Origin of the sequence: Acinetobacter proteolyticus (assembly GCF_000367945.1) — a bacterium.
GTDB classification, from domain to species: domain Bacteria; phylum Pseudomonadota; class Gammaproteobacteria; order Pseudomonadales; family Moraxellaceae; genus Acinetobacter; species Acinetobacter proteolyticus.
In genome coordinates, this window is record NZ_KB849179.1 from 3396803 (window position 1) to 3415431 (window position 18629).

An 18629-nucleotide genomic window follows, 5' to 3' on the forward strand; every position below is an offset into this window, starting at 1 on the left:
TTTATTTACTGTATTTGATTGATCAAATGCTCAATGCCATCCTTTTCCTTCGGTGGAGGTGCTGGGTTTGATGAGTTCGAGCCCATTGCTGGTGGTTGCTTTTTAGCAGGCACAATTGGTTGTTCATCAGTTGATGATGTTGTTCCAGGTAAGTCTGAAAAATCATTTTGTACTGAACGTGTTGGCGCTGGTGGTGCTGGACGATACAGTGGACGCGCCAGTGGTGGAGAGGCACGATATTCTTTTTTATCTTCGCTTTGCTGGATTTGTAACTTATCACGAGAGATCGGATCTTTTGCTTCTTTATCCAAACGTACCCATGCCGATGGGGTATCTTTTAAAGAGTTCCCCATAAAGTTGGTCCAGATCGGAAGCGCAGCAACGCCACCGTATTCGCGGCGACCGAGTGTGCGCGGTTGGTCAAAACCAACCCAAGCAATTGCAACTAATTTGCCATTAAAACCAGCGAACCATGCATCTTTGGCATCATTGGTGGTACCCGTTTTACCACCCAAATCATCACGGCCAATTTTCAAGGCTGCTCGACCTGTACCGTGCTGAATCACATCACGTAAGATGTTGGCCATATCATAGGCTGAGCTTGATTTTAAGATACGTTGTGCTTGACGGTAATCGCTGTTGGTTTTTGCAGTTTGTGCTGCATCGGCTGTGAGGAGTGGTGCTTCAGATGCTGCAGTTGCCTCATCTAAACTTTGGTTGGTGATCTCTGTGACTTGCTGTTTAGCTTGATCTTTGTCTGTGTCAGTCGCTTGCTGCTCCGTGCTTGCATTGGGACTGCTAATACATGGGATACATGCATATTCAGGTTTTGCTTCGTAAATAACTTTGCCAGATGCATCTTCAATGCGTTTAATAAAGTGTGGCTGAATGCGGTAACCACCATTGGCAAAGGTGGCGTAGCCTGTTGCCATTTGAATTGGCAATACCTGAGGAGTCCCTAACGCAATAGTAAAGTTACGTGGAATTTGATCTTCTTGTAGACCGAAATCCATAAATAGTTGGCGAGTACGCTCAATGCCGACATTTTGTAATAAGCGTACTGAAACGGTATTTCGAGATAAATAAAGCGCACGACGTAAAGGAATCATGCCCAAATAGCGACCATCCGAGTTTCTTGGTGACCATTTACCAATGGTGATTGGACTGTCATTGACCATGCTATAAGGCGTCATGCCGCGTTCTAAAGCCAGTGCATAAACAAAGGGTTTAATGGTGGAACCTGGTTGTCTCCAACCTTGTATTGCACGGTTAAATTTCGATTGATAAAAGTTATAGCCACCAACAACGGCTTCGATTGCACCGTCATTCGGATTGATGGCAATCAGTTGACCTTGAACTTTTGGCACTTGCACCAAAGACCAAACGGTTTTACCTTCATTCGGACGTAAGCGAATAATATCTTTAACTTTGACAATCTGTGAGGCATTTGAAGGTGCGCCGCCAACGCTATTGGCATTGCGATAAGGACGAACCCATGACATCCCAGACCAGTTTACAGTCACTGTTGAGCCATCTTGCATCAAGGCATCAAAAGAGTTGTTATTGACTTTGATCACTTGTGCAGGGTAAGTGTTGGCATAAGCCATAAATTGCTTCAAAGGTTTGTCGTGTGCTTCAGGGCCGCGCCAGCCATGACGACGGTCGTAAGCTTCTAAACCATCCTGAATTGCTTGTTCAGCATAGCGCTGGCGTTTGCTATCAATGGTTGTGTAAACCTTATAGCCTGAGTCAACGGCTTGTTCGCCAAAATGTTCAACCAATTCGGAACGCACCATTTCACCGACATAAGGGAAAACATTGCTGACGGAACGATCGACCATGTTCAGATTGATCGGTTCTGCAACTGCTTGTTGATATTGATTTTGGTTGATATAGCCGAGTTGTAGCATACGACCTAAAATCCAGTTACGACGCTCAAGCGCACGTTCCGGATTGACTACAGGATTATACTTCGATGGTGCTTTGGGTAGACCTGCGATCATGGCCATTTGTGCAGTGCTGAGCTCATTAATATTTTTGTTGTAATAGACACGTGCGGCAGCCGCAATCCCATAAGCATTTTTACCCAAGAAAATTTTATTGACGTAAGCGGTCAGAATTTCCTGTTTTGTTAAGTTTTGCTCAATTTTACGTGCCAGAAACACTTCTGTTAGTTTACGTCGAAGCGTTCGGTCTGGACTTAAATAATAGTTTTTTGCCACCTGCATGGTAATGGTTGAGCCCCCAGTTTGGACATCAGACCCTGTAACAGATTCAGTCAGTGCTCGCCCAAGCCCTTTGAAACTAATCCCATTGTGCTCAAAAAAGGATGAGTCTTCTGCTGCCAAAAAGGCGTGGATAAAAGAAGGAGGAATCTGTTCGTATTTAACAGGAATGGATAATTTTCCGCCGTATTCCGCAATTAACTGATTATCTGTCGTGTAGACTTGCAACGGTTTTAGTAAAGGCGCTTTTTTGAGTGAACTCATATCTGGCAGTGAAGGCGCAAGATAGAGATACATGCCATAAAATCCCATTGGAAGTGAGACTAAGATAATAATAACGATCAAAAAAAATGGGCGAACAATACCAGAACTGGATAGCTTTTTCATAATAAGTAAGTTTTAATAAGAGCGAATGGCAAACTAATTGTGGTCAGTATATCCTTTAGACATGCGGATTGTTAGATGAGTTATTGTATCCGTAGCAATTAAAGACCAAAACAAAATTAGTGTGTTGTATTTTTGGGGATAAAAAAATAAATAGGAAAGTACTGTGCTCAGGTTATATCGTAAACCAAATAAGGGGTTAGTGGGTGTCGATATTAGTTCGACAACTGTTAAGTTATTGGAGCTCTCTGTAAAGAACGGTAGATATTGGGTTGAAAGTTATGCAGTGATGCCATTGCCTGAAAGCAGTGTCGTGGAAAAAAGCATACTGAATCCAGAGGCGGTAGGTGATGCGCTTGAGAGAGTGGTCAACCTTGCCAATCCTCACACCACCAATGTCGCGATTGCAGTGCCAACATCGATGGTCATTAACAAGATCATTGAGATGGATGCTGACATGACGGATGAAGAGCGTGAAGTTCAAATCCGTATGGACGCTGAGCAATACATTCCGTTCCCATTAGATGAAGTCAGTCTTGATTTTGAAGTTTTGCCTGATCGCTTAGCGAATCCAAATCGGGTCAATGTACTCTTGGTTGCAACACGTACCGAGAATGTCGATACGCGTGTTGAAGTTTTGGAACTGGCGGGCTTAACAGCAAAAATTGCAGAAGTTGAAAGCTATGCCATGGAGCGTGCATTCAGTGTATTTGCTGATACCTTGCCAATGGGTGCCAATACGGTGGGGATCTTAGATATTGGTCATACCATGACCACCTTGTCGGTAATGCAAAAAGGCAAGATCATTTATACGCGTGAGCAAGTGTTTGGTGGTCGTCAACTGACTCAAGATGTACAGAGTCGTTATGGTCTTTCTTTTGAAGAAGCGGGGCGTGCCAAGAAAGAACGCACCTTACCAGATGATTACGACACCGAAGTCCTCGAGCCTTTCTTGGATGCAGTGGTTCAACAGGCGGCACGTTCGCTCCAGTTCTTCTTTTCATCTTCACAATTCAATGAAATTGACCATATTTTGTTGGCGGGCGGGAATGCCAATATTCCAGGTCTAGCCAAGTTATTACAACAAAAGCTCGGTTATCGGGTCACCATTGCCAATCCATTTCTGCAAATGGGTTTTTCTTCTCAAATTGATATTAAAAAAATTGAAAACGATGCTTCCTCTTTGATGGTGGCATGTGGTTTGGCATTGAGGAGTTTTGATTAATGGCAAAGATTAACTTACTCCCTTGGCGTGATGAGCTAAGAGAACAAAGAAAGAAGCAGTTTGTCGCATTTTGTGTTGGGGTTGCTGCATTAGGGGTTGCATCGGTATTTTCGGGGTGGATGTATTTTGATCATAAACTTAATGATCAGGAACAAGCCAATCAATTGATTGTCAGTACCAACCAAAACTTAGATACGCAACTCAAAGCGCTGGACGGTTTACAAGAACGTCGTAACGCCATTATTGAACGTATGAAACTAATTCAGGGCTTACAGGGGCAACGTCCTGTTACAGTACGTCTGGTGGATGAACTCGTTCGAGTGACACCACCCACAATGTACTTAACTAAGTTTAGCCGTATTGGGGACAAGTTCACGATTGAAGGTAAGGCAGAAAGTCCGAATACCGTGGCTGAACTGTTGCGTAATCTAGAGGCTTCACCTTGGTACCGTAATGCCTTTATGAATTCTTTCCTTGCTGTGGATGAAAACAAAAATAAAGACAAAACAGCAACCTCCTTGGTACCTCGTGTAGAGGAAAATTATGGCAGTTTTGTGGTCACTGTAGATCTGGGTGAGATCGGGACAACTGCGGAAGCTACAGCAATGTCAGAAGCAGCCGCATCAGGGGTAGTCGGGGTGGCAAAATGAAGTTAGATAAAGCTGATGATTTAAATCAAGACACTGTTGCGATCAAGAAAAAGAAGATGACGGTCGACCAATTCTTCCAACAGTTTAATACCTTGGATATGAATAACTATGGTAGTTGGCCGCTATCGGTTAAAATTACCTGCTGGATTTTCGTATTCTTGGCGGTTATTGCATTGGGATATTTTGTGGTGATCAAGTCGCAACTTGAATCGATCGCAAATGCAGAAGCTCAAGAACAAAGTTTGCTGAATGAGTTTAAAGAAAAAGATTCAAAACTGCGTAATTTGCAACAATATCAAGCACAACTGCAAGAAATGGAAGCCAACTTTAACCAACAGTTAGAGCAGTTGCCGAAAGAGACTGAAATTCCGAGTTTGGTTGAGGATATCAACTTAACAGGTGTCAATTCAGGGCTGAAATTTAAAAACATCCGTCTAGAAAGTGAAGTAAAGCAAGAGTTCTTTATTGAACAGCCAATCAGTATTGATGCGACAGGGGATTATCATGCCTTTGGTGCATTTGTCACTGGTATTGCGGCTTTGCCACGTATTGTCACCCTACACGATTTCACAGTTGAAGCAAAAGAAGACACTCAGAAAAAATCTGATATTCCTGTAGTGAACTATACCGTTAACGCAAAAACCTATCGTTATGTTGGAACGGATGAACAAACAAATAATGCTGCGAGTACACCAGCAGCAACTACTCCACCTGCACAAGGAGGGAAATAGTAGTGAATAATTATAAATTATTACTTGGTTTCTTGATTGGGGCGAGTTTGGTGGGGTGCGATTCTCGTATTGATGCGGTGAATCAAAAAATGGCTGACATTCGTAATCAGCCACCTTTGCCGATTGAACCAGCACCAATTTTTACTCCAGTCCCATTGTTTAACTATGCAGCACATCAGCTTAAAAGCCCGTTTATGCCAAGCTCATTGGCTGCTGAGTTAAAGATTATGGCGGGGAAACGGGTTTATCCGAATTTTAATCGTCAGCCACAGCCTTTAGAAAGTTATGCACTGGAATCGTTGAACATGAAGGGCAGCATGCGCGGTAAAACCAGCGATACGATTGCCCTGATTCAAACACCAGATGGTCAAATTGAGCGGGTGCAAGTGGGGAGTTATTTGGGGATGAACCAAGGGCGTATTATTAAAATTAGCCCGACTCAAATTGATTTGGTTGAAATCGTACCTGATGGTCGTGAAGGTTATGTCGAGAGACCTCGTACACTCGTTTTAATTGGACCAGCACCGTAAGATTAAGGGAATAACAATGAAAAAACAGTTTAAAGATTCTTTATTTGGGGAAGCGAAGACCATGAATCATGCATTCCGTCAATTTTCTATGGGTGCTGTTGCGATTGCGGTGATGCAAGTGGCATCAGCGCAAGTTAATATGACCAATATTGTACCAATGAGTTTGGGTGATCAGGGCACGGAAATTCGTGTGATGTTTAATGGCCTTCCCCCACAACCACAAGCTTATCAACTTGAACAACCTGCTCGTTTGATTTTGGATTTTGATAAGGCACAACAGGGTCTAAAGCAAAATTCAATTCCAGTCTCAACTGCTGAAGCAAGTTCAATTGAGGTTGCATCTGATGATCAGCGTTCTCGTGTCATTGTAAATTTAAAAGATGCGGGTGCGTTTACCACACGGGTTGAAGGTAATACCTTTGTGCTGAAAATTAATTCAGCTAAACCCGCTGCAGCGAATGCACCGTCAGTTGCTGCACGTCAAGCACAGCAAGGTGTTTCTAATATTGGTTTCCAACGAGGCAACCAAGGCGAAGGTCTAGTTGTTATTGATTTGCTGGGGAATAATACCCCTGTGGATGTACAACAACAAGGCAGTAAAATTGTCGTGCGTACAGCAGGGAATAAAATTCCAACGCATTTAGCCCGTCGTTTAAATACCAATGATTTTGCAACTCCTGTTGCCAGCATTGATGCCTATAATGATAAAGGCAATGGCGTGATTACCATTCAATCTGCAGGCAGCTATGAATATATGGCCTATCAGGCCGAAAATAAGCTGACCATTAGCTTAAAGCGTCCTGTCGATAATTCCCCAACCAAACCCAAGTCACAAGCTTATACTGGCAATAAAATCTCTCTAGATTTCCAAGATATTGAAGTGCGCCGTGTCTTACAGTTATTGGCAGATTTTACCGGCATTAATATGGTCGCAGCGGATACCGTACAAGGTAATATTACCCTGCGCCTTAAAGATGTGCCTTGGGATCAGGCCCTCGATATTGTACTCAAGACCAAAAATCTGGATAAACGCCGTAATGGCAATGTGATCTGGATTGCACCAGTGACTGAATTGATTAAGGCGGAAGAAGAAGAAGCCAAAGCGATGGCGCAAAGTGTAAAATTGGCGCCTCTACAAACTGAATATATTACATTGAGCTATGCAAAAGCAGTTGATATTGAGAAGTTGATTACGCAAGGTAAGAATGCTAATACAAATAGTAATGGTAATTCTGGCTCAGTAAGCAATGATACTTTGTCTGGCGGGTTACTCAGCCCACGAGGCACAGTTTCGGTTGATCCACGCACTAATACTTTAATTGTGAATGATACTTCACAGAAAATTGATCAGATTCGCAAGATGGTCGATTTATTGGATGTATCAGTAAAACAAGTTATGATTGAAGCGCGGATTGTTAGTGCCAGTACTGACTTTACCAAAGAAATGGGGGTCAAGTGGGGTATTTTATCCCAAGGAATCACCAATAATAATGACCTTCTGGTCGGCGGTAGTAATACGACTTTATGGAATTTACGTGACCCACAAAAAAATAGTGATACGGGTGGCTGGAAATATGATATTGAACGTCCTGATAACCTGAATGTCGATTTAGGCGCTGTTACCCCAGGCGCAAGTCGTATTGCTTTTGGTTTAATTAGTTTATCTGACTTTATGTTGGACCTAGAGCTATCAGCGGTACAAGCAGATGGTTACGGTGAAGTGATTTCAACGCCAAAAGTGATGACTGCAGATAAACAACCTGCAAAAATTGAATCAGGGACTAAAATTCCATATGCATCTTCTTCAGGTGGTGGGGCAAATGCGGTGCCGAAGACTGAGTTTATTGATGCGACTTTGAGCCTGGATGTCACTCCAAGTATTACCCCTGAGGGTAAAGTTATGATGAAGTTGAACATTACCAAAGACTCACCAAGTAACCCAACACCAACAGGTCAATTGACGATTAATAAAAACTCGATTGATACCAATGTATTGGTCGATAATGGTGAAACAGTAGTGCTTGGTGGTATTTTCGAACAAGAGAATATTAATTCACAAACAAAGGTACCTTTCTTAGGTGATATTCCTTATTTAGGTAAATTATTCCGTAGAGAGCGCAAAACCGATAATAAACGTGAACTGCTTATTTTTGTGACGCCGAGAATTGTTAATGACACTTTGACTAGAAATCATTAATATATTTTCAATAATTGCAATGAATATAGGTGGCGCGTTGCCAAGCAAAGCGTTTGAAACCCTACCAAATGTTTATTTGGTAGGGCCAATGGGGGCAGGAAAAACAACAGTTGGCCGACATTTAGCAGAATTGTTAGGTCGGGATTTTATTGATAGTGATCATGAAATCGAACGTAAAACAGGTGCCACCATTCCATGGATCTTTGAAAAAGAAGGAGAGGTCGGATTTCGGTTACGCGAGACCAATGTTTTAAATGACTTAACCTCACGTCCATTATTGGTATTGGCAACGGGTGGAGGCGCTGTTACCCAACCCAAAAACCGAGAATTTCTAAAACAACGTGGCATCGTTGTTTATCTGTATACCCCTGTAGAACTGCAACTACAGCGAACCTATCGGGATAAAAATCGCCCCTTATTGCAAGTCGAAAATCCAGAGCAAAAATTACGTGATCTCTTGGCGATCCGCGATCCTTTGTATCGTGAGGTTGCGCACTATATTATTGAAACAAATCAAGGTGCGGCACGGGATTTAGCACAACGTATTTTGCACGTTATTTTATCTAAACAAGTTTAAGTCGTTTCTGGTTGGTCTAAGTTTATGCAAACGTTACATGTTGAGTTAGGTGATCGTCGTTATCCAATCTATATTGGCAGTCATTTAGATCCTAAAAGCTTACTTGAGCCGTATCTTCATGGCCGCCAAGTCATGTTGGTATCCAATACCACGGTTGCACCACTCTATCTACAACATTATCTCGATGCTTTAACCCAACTGGATAAACAAGTTGCACAGTGCATCTTGCCCGATGGTGAAAAATATAAAGATATTCAGCACCTGAATTTAATCTTTGATGCTCTGCTGGAAGCGGGTTTTAACCGTGATTGCACCGTGCTTGCTCTGGGTGGTGGTGTAATTGGGGATATGGCGGGTTTTGCCTCGGCTTGTTTCCAGCGTGGCGTGAACTTTGTGCAGGTACCGACTACTTTATTGTCGCAAGTGGATTCCAGTGTCGGTGGTAAGACGGGGATTAATCATCCTTTAGGTAAAAATATGTTGGGCGCTTTCCAGCAACCACAAGTGGTACTTGCAGATATGGCACAACTGGATACCTTGCCTGATCGTGAATTGTCTGCAGGTTTGGCTGAAGTAATTAAATATGCCTTGCTTGGCGATGTTGATTTCTTGGTTTGGTTGGAACAAAACATAGATGCCTTAGTTGGCCGTGATGCAAATCTATTGGCTGAAGCAGTTTTTCGCTCCTGTGCGCATAAAGCACGTATCGTGGCCAATGATGAAAAAGAACAGGGTGAGCGTGCGTTGCTCAATCTCGGTCATACTTTCGGTCATGCAATTGAATCCTATCTAGGTTATGGCACATGGTTACATGGTGAGGCGGTAGCAACAGGAATGGTGATGGCGGCAGATTTGTCGCAGCGTTTAGGCTGGATCTCTGCGGAAGATCTGCAACGTACAAAAAATATCATTCAACGTGCTCATTTACCGATATCATGTCCGAAAATTCCATTAGATGAATTCTTGGCTTATATGTCACACGATAAAAAAGTCTTAAATGGTCAATTACGCTTGGTTTTATTGAAAAAATTAGGGCAAGCTGTGATTACCAAAGATTTTGATGTTGAGCTGATGAAACAATCTATTCTTGCAAATCAATCTGCATAATTACTCATTTGGGAAAAGCATGGCTGTATCACGATCAATTTGGCAAAATATTCAACAATATAGCTGGCTCATTTTTGCTGTGGCGTGTTTAATTGCTGCATTGATATTCTGGGGTGTGACAGATAGTAAAGCCTTGATCAAAGAAGAGCAGCCAACCGAAAAGGAAACTCAGGCCCAGATTCAGATCCAACCTGAAAAAGTTGCGGCCACGGCGCATTTAGGCGCACTCTCGGATGAGGTCAAACCTTTGGATTTGACCACGCGTGTCGTGGTGTCCAATGATCATGCACCTGAATTCCGTGGAACCAAATTTATCAAAGAAAATCAACGCCAATGGACCATGGAAGTTTTCCGTAGTTCAGATGAGGCGATTATTAAAAACTTTTTACTTAATCGTGAAGACCGCAGAAAGTTTGTATATTTTCGCTTGAGTGGTGAAGATCAGGTTGAGCAATATGTGCTTGCTTATGGTGTGTTTGGCAGTGCCGAAGATGCAAGTCGCCAATTTGCGCAATTAAATTTGGCCTTACCAGAATCTATTCAGCCCACGGCTCATCAGTTATCAAGCTACGCTGCTTTAGTGAATGACTTAGGCTCTGATGAAATGAAGTCAGCAAACAATCAGCTCTATGCTGTGCAGTTAAGGCCTGCGGCATTGCCGCGTGTGGATGAAAGTTTGCTGATTGGAACCCAAACTGCAAGCAATGCGCGTAGTACAGATGCATCGAGCACGGTAAAAACCACGGTGACGCAACGAGATGCACAGGGCAATGTCGTCAATGTAAAACAAACTCAATCGGCACCAAAACCACCTGCAACTGCTGAAAAAATAAAAGAAAATTCAGATGCTTCAAAGCGTGAAGTGAGTGATCCTTTTAATTAAAATTGCACCATAATTGTGCATTGATGGTTCTTTTTATAGCAGAACGGTATTTTTTGGTGCATTTTTGTGCGCAAAAATGAGCGCATTCTTGCGTGTATCTTGATGTTATTTTAACTTTTTTAATGATTTAGTAAAAACATGCATATATGGCATGTTTTTTGCTTTTTTGTGGTGCTAATTTGTCTGCTCATTGCCCTGTTTTGTGCTAAACAGTTCATTAATTGGGTGAAATGGAAAGTTTTTGTGCTTTACAAACCTAGGTGAAGGTGTAATAACTGAAAACACTTTATAGGGTGCAATCTCATAAAGGAAAGACGTATATTGCAAATTCGCCATGAAAAATGTTTTCGCGAAGCATTGAACTTTGTATGAGTTAATCGGCAATATCGCAGAAAATGAATTGATTGTTTGTTGCTCGAAAGAGCCATGTTGAAAGAAGGGTACGCTATGCACATGCCATCGCCTAATACTGTAGCTCCCGCTCAAGGTTTATATCAGCCTGACGAGTTTAAGGATAACTGTGGTTTTGGTCTGATTGCCCATATGAAGGGTGACTCAAGCCATCATCTGGTCGAAACTGCGATTCACAGTTTAAGTTGCATGACGCACCGTGGTGGTATTGCCGCGGATGGTAAGACAGGAGATGGTTGCGGATTGTTATTGGCGATGCCGAAACAATTTTTCCGTGAAGAAGCACAAAAATTAGGCAGTAACCTGACTGAGATTTTTGCTGCAGGGACTGTATTCCTAAACATCGATCCTGCTTTAGCGCAAAATGCCAAAAATATTTTAAATAAAGAAATTGCTGCTGAAGGTTTAACTGTTGCAGCATGGCGTGTTGTACCTACAAATAATGATGCCTTGGGTGAGATTGCACTACAATCCTTACCTGCATTCGAACAAATTCTCGTGAACTGCCCGATGGGTTTAACTGAAGTTGAGTTTAACCGTAAGCTCTTCTTGGCTCGTCGTCGTGCAGAACAACAATTACAAAATGATCCGCTTTTCTATGTGACTACGTTGGCGACAACGGTGATCAGCTATAAAGGTTTGATGATGCCAGCTGCGATTGCTGACTTCTATACCGATTTGGCGGATGCACGTTTAACCTCACATATTGTGGTATTCCACCAACGTTTCTCGACCAATACCTTACCACGTTGGCCGTTGGCGCAGCCGTTCCGTTATTTAGCGCACAATGGTGAAATCAACACCATTACTGCAAACCGTAACTGGGCATTGGCACGTACGCCAAAATTTGAAAACCCATTACTTCCAGGTTTAACTGAGTTAAATCCAATTGTGAACCGTACTGGCTCGGATTCTTCAAGCTTAGATAACATGCTTGAAATCTTGGTTGGTGGTGGTATGGATCTGTTCCGTGCACTCCGTATGCTGGTTCCGCCAGCATGGCAAAACGTTGAAACTTTAGACGCTGACTTACGTGCTTTCTATGAGTTTAACTCGAAGCATATGGAAGCATGGGATGGTCCAGCAGGTCTGGTGATTCAAGATGGTCGTCATGCAATTTGTATGCTTGACCGTAATGGCTTACGTCCAGCGCGTTGGGTGATCACCAAGAATGATTACATCACACTTGCATCAGAAATTGGTGTATGGGGTTATGAACCTGAAGATGTGGTGTCTAAAGGCCGTGTGGGGCCTGGTCAAATTTTAGTGATTGATACTTTGACTGGCAAAGTGTTGGATACCAAAGATGTTAGCAATCATCTTAAAAATATGCGTCCATACCGTGAATGGTTGCGTGACCACGCCATCCGTTTACAAGCCAATCCACAGCTTGAAGAGCAGTTGCTTGACCAAGGCTTAACGGGTGATGCATTAAAAGCAGCTCAAAAAATGTTTATGGTGACATTTGAAGAGCGCGACCAGTTATTGCGTCCAATTGCAGAAAGCGGTCAGGAAGCAGTAGGCTCGATGGGTGATGATACGCCAATGGCAGTATTGTCTCGCCAAGTTCGCCATGTGTCTGATTATTTCCGTCAACAGTTTGCGCAAGTGACCAACCCTCCGATTGATCCATTACGTGAATCAATCGTAATGTCGTTGGAAACCTGTTTGGGTCGTGAACAGAACGTGTTTGAGCAAGGCCCAGAACATGCGGACCGTATCATCATTTCAAGCCCTGTATTGTCAAATTCGAAAATGCAGCAGCTTCGTGATGTTGAAAAAGAACGTGAAGGTTACGGCGTTGTTGATATCGATCTGAACTATGCAGAAGCTGAAGGTCTGCAAGCGGCAATTGCACGCATCTGTGAAGAAGCGGCACAAGCCGTTCGTGATGGTAAGACATTGATTGTGCTTACCGATAAGAACTTGTGTGAAGGTTTCTTGCCTGCAAATTCTGCATTGGCAACAGGCGCTGTGCACCATCATTTAATTAAAACCGGTTTGCGTACTGATGCAAACATTCTAGTTGAAACTGGTTTTGCTCGTGATCCACACCAATTTGCGGTATTGCTAGGCTTCGGTGCGACTGCTGTTTATCCATATCTGGCTTATGATGTGATCAATGATTTGGTTGCGAAAGGTGAGTTATTGGGTGATCCAATCCATGCTCAAGCCAACTTCCGGAAAGGGATTGAGAAAGGCTTATTGAAAGTTCTTTCTAAAATGGGAATCTCGACAGTTGCTTCTTATCGTGGCGGTCAATTGTTTGAAGCGGTGGGTCTATCATCTGAAGTGGTCGATAAATGCTTCCTTGGTGTACCGAGCCGTATCCAAGGTGCGACTTTTGCTGACCTTGAAAATGACCAGAAAAAATTGGCGACTACAGCTTGGCAAAATCGTAAGCCGATTGATCAAGGTGGTTTGCTTAAATTCGTATTTGGTAAAGAGTATCACGCGTTCAACCCAGACGTGATTAACTCACTGCATAAAGCGGTGCGTTCAGGTCAATATCAAGACTTTAAAGAATATGCAGAATTGGTGAATAACCGTCCTGTTGCAACGATTCGTGATTTATTTAAATTAAAAACCACGAATTCGATTGCGATTGATCAAGTTGAAACAATTGAAGAAATTCTGCCACGTTTCGATTCAGCGGGTATGTCACTGGGTGCCTTATCACCAGAAGCACATGAAGCCATTGCCATTGCCATGAACACCATTGGAGGTCGTTCAAACTCAGGTGAAGGTGGTGAAGATCCTGCGCGTTATGGCACGATTCGTAACTCGAAAATCAAACAGATTGCATCGGGTCGTTTCGGTGTTACTCCTGCGTATTTAACCTCTGCTGAAGTGTTGCAGATTAAAGTGGCGCAAGGTGCAAAACCTGGTGAGGGTGGTCAGTTACCAGGTGGTAAAGTGAATGGCTTAATTGCACGTTTACGTTACTCAGTGCCGGGTGTCACGCTGATTTCTCCGCCACCGCACCACGATATTTATTCGATTGAAGATTTATCGCAATTGATTTTCGACTTAAAACAAGTCAACCCACAAGCGATGGTTTCAGTAAAACTGGTGTCTGAGCCGGGTGTTGGTACCATTGCTGCGGGTGTGGCAAAAGCCTATGCCGATTTCATTACCATTTCAGGTTATGACGGTGGTACGGCTGCATCACCATTATCATCGATTCACCATGCGGGTTCACCATGGGAGTTAGGTCTTAGCGAAGCGCATCAAGCGCTACGTGTGAATGACTTACGTGGCAAGGTGCGTGTACAAACCGATGGTGGTTTGAAAACCGGCCTAGATGTGATCAAAGCTGCGATTTTAGGTGCTGAAAGCTTTGGTTTCGGTTCAACACCGATGATTGCTTTAGGCTGTAAATACCTGCGTATTTGTCACTTAAACAACTGTGCGACGGGTGTTGCAACGCAACAAGATCATTTACGTCAAGAGCATTATATTGGCGAGCCACAAATGCTAATCAACTTCTTCAAGTTTATTGCAGAAGAAACCCGTGAATGGTTAGCCGCATTGGGTGTTGCATCACTGAAAGATTTGATTGGTCGTGTGGATTTACTCGAAGTTTTACCGGGTGAAACAGAGAAACATGCGCATCTTGATCTCAGTGCGTTATTGACGTCGCATCCTTCTGCTGAAGGTAAGGCACAATATTGCCAAGTTCAAGGTAATGCGCCATTTGATAAAGGTGTCTTGGCTGAAAAAATGGTGGCAGAGATGTTACCAGCAATTGAAGCGGGTTCAGGTGGTTCATTCAACTTCACTGTGGGTAACTGTGACCGCTCGATTGGTGCACGTATCTCTGGTGAGATTGCGCGTCGCTATGGCAACTTGGGTATGGAAGGCAGCCCAGTGGTGATGAACCTTGTCGGTACGGCTGGTCAGTCACTTGGTGTCTGGAATGCGGGTGGTTTGCATATCAAACTGGAAGGTGATGCCAACGACTATGTCGGTAAAGGGATGGCGGGCGGTCGCGTATCGATCTTCCCACCAAAAGGCTCACCATTCCAAACCCAAAACACAGCAATCATTGGTAACACCTGTTTATATGGTGCAACGGGTGGTAAAGTCTTTGCTGCTGGTACTGCAGGCGAGCGTTTCGCAGTTCGTAACTCAGGTGCATTTGCGGTGATTGAAGGTGCTGGCGACCACTGTTGTGAATATATGACAGGTGGTGTGGTGACGGTATTGGGTAAAGTCGGTCATAACTTCGGTGCAGGGATGACAGGTGGTTTCGCCTATGTTCTCGACCTTGATAATGACTTTGTAGATTATTACAACCATGAACTGATTGATCTGAATCGTATTTCTACTGAGGCGATGGAAGATCATAAAGAGAATTTATTACGTATTCTGGATGAGCATATCCAAGAGACAGGTAGTGCTTGGGCCTACAAAATCCGTAATGAGTTCGACTTCTATAGTCGTAAGTTCTGGCTTGTAAAACCGAAAGCTGCTAATTTGCAAACGCTTTTAAAAACAACCCAAGCTGATCCACAATAATTCCACGACTGCAAAGACATAGGCAGGTGCAGCGGTGAAGGACATCACTGCGCCTACCCACGGAGAGAGACATGGCAGAGCGCCTTAATAATGACTTTCAATTTCTGGATGTAGCACGCCAAGATCCAGAGAAAAAAGATATTACTGTCCGCAAGGCAGAGTTTGTGGAAATTTATAAACCTTTTACCGCGGAAGTGGCTGCTAATCAGACCCACCGTTGTTTAGGCTGTGGTAACCCATATTGTGAATGGAAATGTCCAGTCCATAACTACATTCCAAACTGGTTAAAGCTGATTGCAGAAGGTCAGATTTTCCAAGCGGCTGAACTGTGCCATCAAACCAATACCTTGCCAGAAGTTTGTGGCCGTGTTTGCCCACAAGACCGTCTTTGTGAAGGTGCATGTACCTTAAATGATGGTTTTGGTGCAGTCACGATTGGTAATGCAGAAAAATATATCAATGATACCGCGTTTGCTTTGGGCTGGCGTCCAGATATGTCAGGTGTCAAATGGACCAATAAGAAAGTAGCCATCATTGGTGCAGGTCCTGCAGGTTTAGGCTGTGCGGATATTTTGGCACGTGGTGGGGTTAAACCAGTTGTATTTGACAAGCGTCCTGAAATTGGTGGTCTACTGACTTTTGGTATTCCAGAATTTAAAATGGAAAAAGACGTCATGAAACGTCGCCGTGAGATTTTCACGGGGATGGGCATTGAATTCCGTTTAAATACTGAAATTGGTGTGGATGTGACCATTGAGCAATTGCTTGCGGAATACGATGCCGTGTTTATGGGCATGGGCACTTATACCTATATGAAAGGTGGTTTCCCTGGTGAAGATCTTGACGGTGTTTACGATGCCTTAGATTTCTTAATTGCCAATGTGAACCGTTGCCAAGGTTGGGAAAAAGATCCAAGCGAATACATCAGTGTCGATGGTAAAAAGGTGATCGTTCTAGGTGGTGGTGATACTGCGATGGACTGTAACCGTACTTCATTACGTCAAGGTGCGCATGATGTGACCTGTGCTTATCGCCGTGATGAAAGCAATATGCCAGGTTCTGCACGTGAAGTGAAGAATGCCTATGAAGAGGGTGTAAAATTCCTGTTCAACCGTCAGCCAATCGAGATTGTGGGCGAGAATGGCAAAGTGACTGGCGTTAAGGTGGTCACTACACAAATGGGTGAAGCAGACAGCCGTGGTCGTCGTAGTCCTGAACCGATTCCGAGTTCTGAAGAAATTCTACCAGCGGATGCCGTATTATTGGCATTTGGTTTCCGTCCAAGTCCAGCAGACTGGTTCGGTGGTGCGAATGTGAGTTTAGATGGTTCAGGTCGTGTGGTTGCGGCAGAACAGCAAGAATTCAAATTCCAAACTTCGAATCCAAAAATCTTCGCAGGTGGAGATATGGTTCGTGGTTCTGACTTGGTGGTTACCGCGATCTGGGAAGGCCGTCAAGCTGCTGAAGGTATCTTGGATTATCTTGGTGTATAAACCTATTCGACATATTTAAGTTGTTCAAAAGCCCAAGCCTCGTGCTTGGGCTTTTTTACATGGTCTTAATCTGTGCTGCTTAGTTTGTTGGTTAAAATAAATAAAAACTTTAACAAGTGTTTAATAAATTGCTATGCTATTAATGATAATAATTCTCATTTTTGATTTTTACTGAGTGGATAAAATAATGACATCGAAACTCAATGATCGGCTGTTAATTGCGGCACTATATACCAGTACCTTTCTCTGCTTGGTGGATTTGAGCAGTGTCAATCTAGCTTTAACTGCAATTCAGACACAGTTCAATAGTCATCTCGCCGATTTACAGTGGGTGATTGATAGCTATGCGTTGAGTATGTCGAGTTTGATGTTGGCAGTGGGGGCTTTAAGCCAATGGTTGGGGCGTAAACGCTTGTGGTTGGTCGGTGTCGGGATCTTTATTTTAGGCTCTGTGATTTGTGCCGCAGCACCGGATTTTGGCATCTTGATTATTGGGCGAGTGATTCAGGGCATCGCAGGTGCGATGCTGATTCCATTGACTTTGGCGATCATCGTACATCATTTTACCCAAGCCAATCGCAAAGCACGGGAAATTGGCAACTGGAGTTCATTCAGTGCCTTTGCCTTGATTGTTGGGCCCTTGATGGGAGGCCTCATGGTGCATTATTTAGGCTGGCAGAGTATTTTCTGGTTGAATCTCCCTGTTGGATTATTGGCCTTATTTTTGGGCTGGAAAGGTATTGCCGTCGATCAATATCAGCAAAAAATCAGTTTTGATTATTTGGGGCTGATCTATAGCGTGATTGCGATTGCCACCTTGACCTATAGTATTATCATGGTTCAGCAAGCGCATATAGGGTATTTGATTGTTTTTAGTTTCTTGCTTTCGGTGGTGTTTGCACTGATTTTTATTCGACATCAAAAACACGCTTTGCATCCGCTGATTCCACGTCATTTATTCCATAACCGCATTTTTTTACGTTTTAATCTGATCTCTTTTCTATTGGGGTTTGCAGGCTATAGTTCCTTATTTGTCTTTGCCTTGTTTTATCAGGAACAGGTTCATTTAAGTGCTGCCCAAGCGGGTTGGTTGATCGCCCCGCAATTTCTGATGCAGGCGCTGGTTTCTATTTGCTTTGGTCGTTTACAGCAAAGTTATGGTGCATTGCCCTTACTCAGAATAGGGTTATTCATTTCTGGAATCGCCTTGATCGCAATGATCAGTTTCCAGAGTAATTCTTCTTATCTGTTGTTTATGGGTTTAAGTGGCCTGATGGGAGCGGGCATTGGATTGATTGTACCCAGTTCCAGTACTTTGAGCTTGCATGCGGTATCGCAGGCCGATGCCAGTTTTGCTGCGGCAATTTTAAATATGCTCAGACAGCTTGGGCTGACTTTTGGCATTGCGGTATTGGGCACACTAACTGCGTTTATGATCAAATGGGCGGTGACAGGCTTGCATTATTCTATGGCTCAAGCCCAATTATTGGCCTTTCATAGTGTGGTTGCGATTATGGGCGGACTGTTTCTTGTAGCCATGTTGAGCCTGAGAAAAATTAAACCAGAAGAATGTGTCGCACCAATTTCATCGGCCTAGACCAGTCATCATTTTGGTAGTTTTGGCAAACTTTATAAGCTTTTTGGCCCTGTCTTTGCCATTTTTCCAGCGTAATACTCGAACTCAGTCTAGGAAAT

At 43.4% G+C, this 18629-nt stretch carries 12 protein-coding genes; 11 read left to right on the top strand and 1 reads right to left on the bottom strand.

Annotated elements, in window-relative coordinates:
- Nucleotides 1-5 precede the first annotated feature (5 nt).
- Complete coding sequence (gene ponA, locus F993_RS01330) at nt 6-2612, bottom strand: penicillin-binding protein PBP1a (protein WP_004657413.1); 2607 nt, start codon at nt 2610-2612, stop codon at nt 6-8.
- Between the two features lie 163 nt (nt 2613-2775).
- Here ponA and F993_RS01325 point away from each other — a divergent pair, with 163 nt between their 5' ends.
- The 11 genes from F993_RS01325 to F993_RS01275 all read left to right on the top strand — a co-directional run bounded on the left by F993_RS01325 (nt 2776) and on the right by F993_RS01275 (nt 18531).
- Nucleotides 2776-3834: a pilus assembly protein PilM gene (locus F993_RS01325; protein WP_004657415.1), complete on the top strand. Its 1059-nt coding sequence runs from the start codon at nt 2776-2778 to the stop codon at nt 3832-3834.
- Nucleotides 3834-4484 (top strand): PilN domain-containing protein, encoded by a 651-nt coding sequence (locus F993_RS01320; RefSeq protein ID WP_004657417.1) that lies wholly within the window; start codon nt 3834-3836, stop codon nt 4482-4484. The genes F993_RS01325 and F993_RS01320 overlap by 1 nt, the downstream gene beginning before the upstream one ends.
- Entirely contained in the window at nt 4481-5215 is a 735-nt protein-coding gene (locus F993_RS01315; protein WP_004657418.1) for a type IV pilus inner membrane component PilO, read from the top strand. Before F993_RS01320 ends, F993_RS01315 begins: the two co-directional genes overlap by 4 nt.
- A 2-nt stretch (nt 5216-5217) precedes the next feature.
- A complete protein-coding gene (locus F993_RS01310; RefSeq protein WP_004657420.1) occupies nt 5218-5745 on the top strand; it encodes a pilus assembly protein PilP in 528 nt (175 codons plus the stop codon).
- 61 nt (nt 5746-5806) lie between these two features.
- A complete protein-coding gene (pilQ, locus tag F993_RS01305; RefSeq protein WP_171066088.1) occupies nt 5807-7942 on the top strand; it encodes a type IV pilus secretin PilQ in 2136 nt (711 codons plus the stop codon).
- Nucleotides 7943-7961: 19 nt separating this feature from the next.
- Nucleotides 7962-8519 carry a shikimate kinase AroK gene (aroK, locus tag F993_RS01300; protein ID WP_004657425.1) on the top strand — a complete coding sequence of 186 codons (558 nt, stop codon included), beginning with the start codon at nt 7962-7964 and terminating at the stop codon, nt 8517-8519.
- Nucleotides 8520-8543: 24 nt separating this feature from the next.
- Nucleotides 8544-9626: a 3-dehydroquinate synthase gene (aroB, locus tag F993_RS01295; RefSeq protein ID WP_004657427.1), complete on the top strand. Its 1083-nt coding sequence runs from the start codon at nt 8544-8546 to the stop codon at nt 9624-9626.
- A gap of 19 nt (nt 9627-9645) precedes the next feature.
- The gene (locus F993_RS01290; protein ID WP_004657429.1) at nt 9646-10509 is read left to right on the top strand and encodes a hypothetical protein; all 864 of its coding nucleotides are present in this window, start codon (nt 9646-9648) and stop codon (nt 10507-10509) included.
- 453 nt (nt 10510-10962) lie between these two features.
- Complete coding sequence (gene gltB, locus F993_RS01285) at nt 10963-15441, top strand: glutamate synthase large subunit (RefSeq protein ID WP_171066020.1); 4479 nt, start codon at nt 10963-10965, stop codon at nt 15439-15441.
- Nucleotides 15442-15512: 71 nt separating this feature from the next.
- On the top strand, nt 15513-16934 hold the full coding sequence (locus tag F993_RS01280) for an FAD-dependent oxidoreductase (protein ID WP_004657432.1): 1422 nt from the start codon (nt 15513-15515) through the stop codon (nt 16932-16934).
- Between the two features lie 187 nt (nt 16935-17121).
- Nucleotides 17122-18531, top strand: a complete 1410-nt coding sequence (locus F993_RS01275; protein ID WP_004657434.1) for an MFS transporter — start codon at nt 17122-17124, stop codon at nt 18529-18531.
- Nucleotides 18532-18629: the final 98 nt, after the last annotated feature.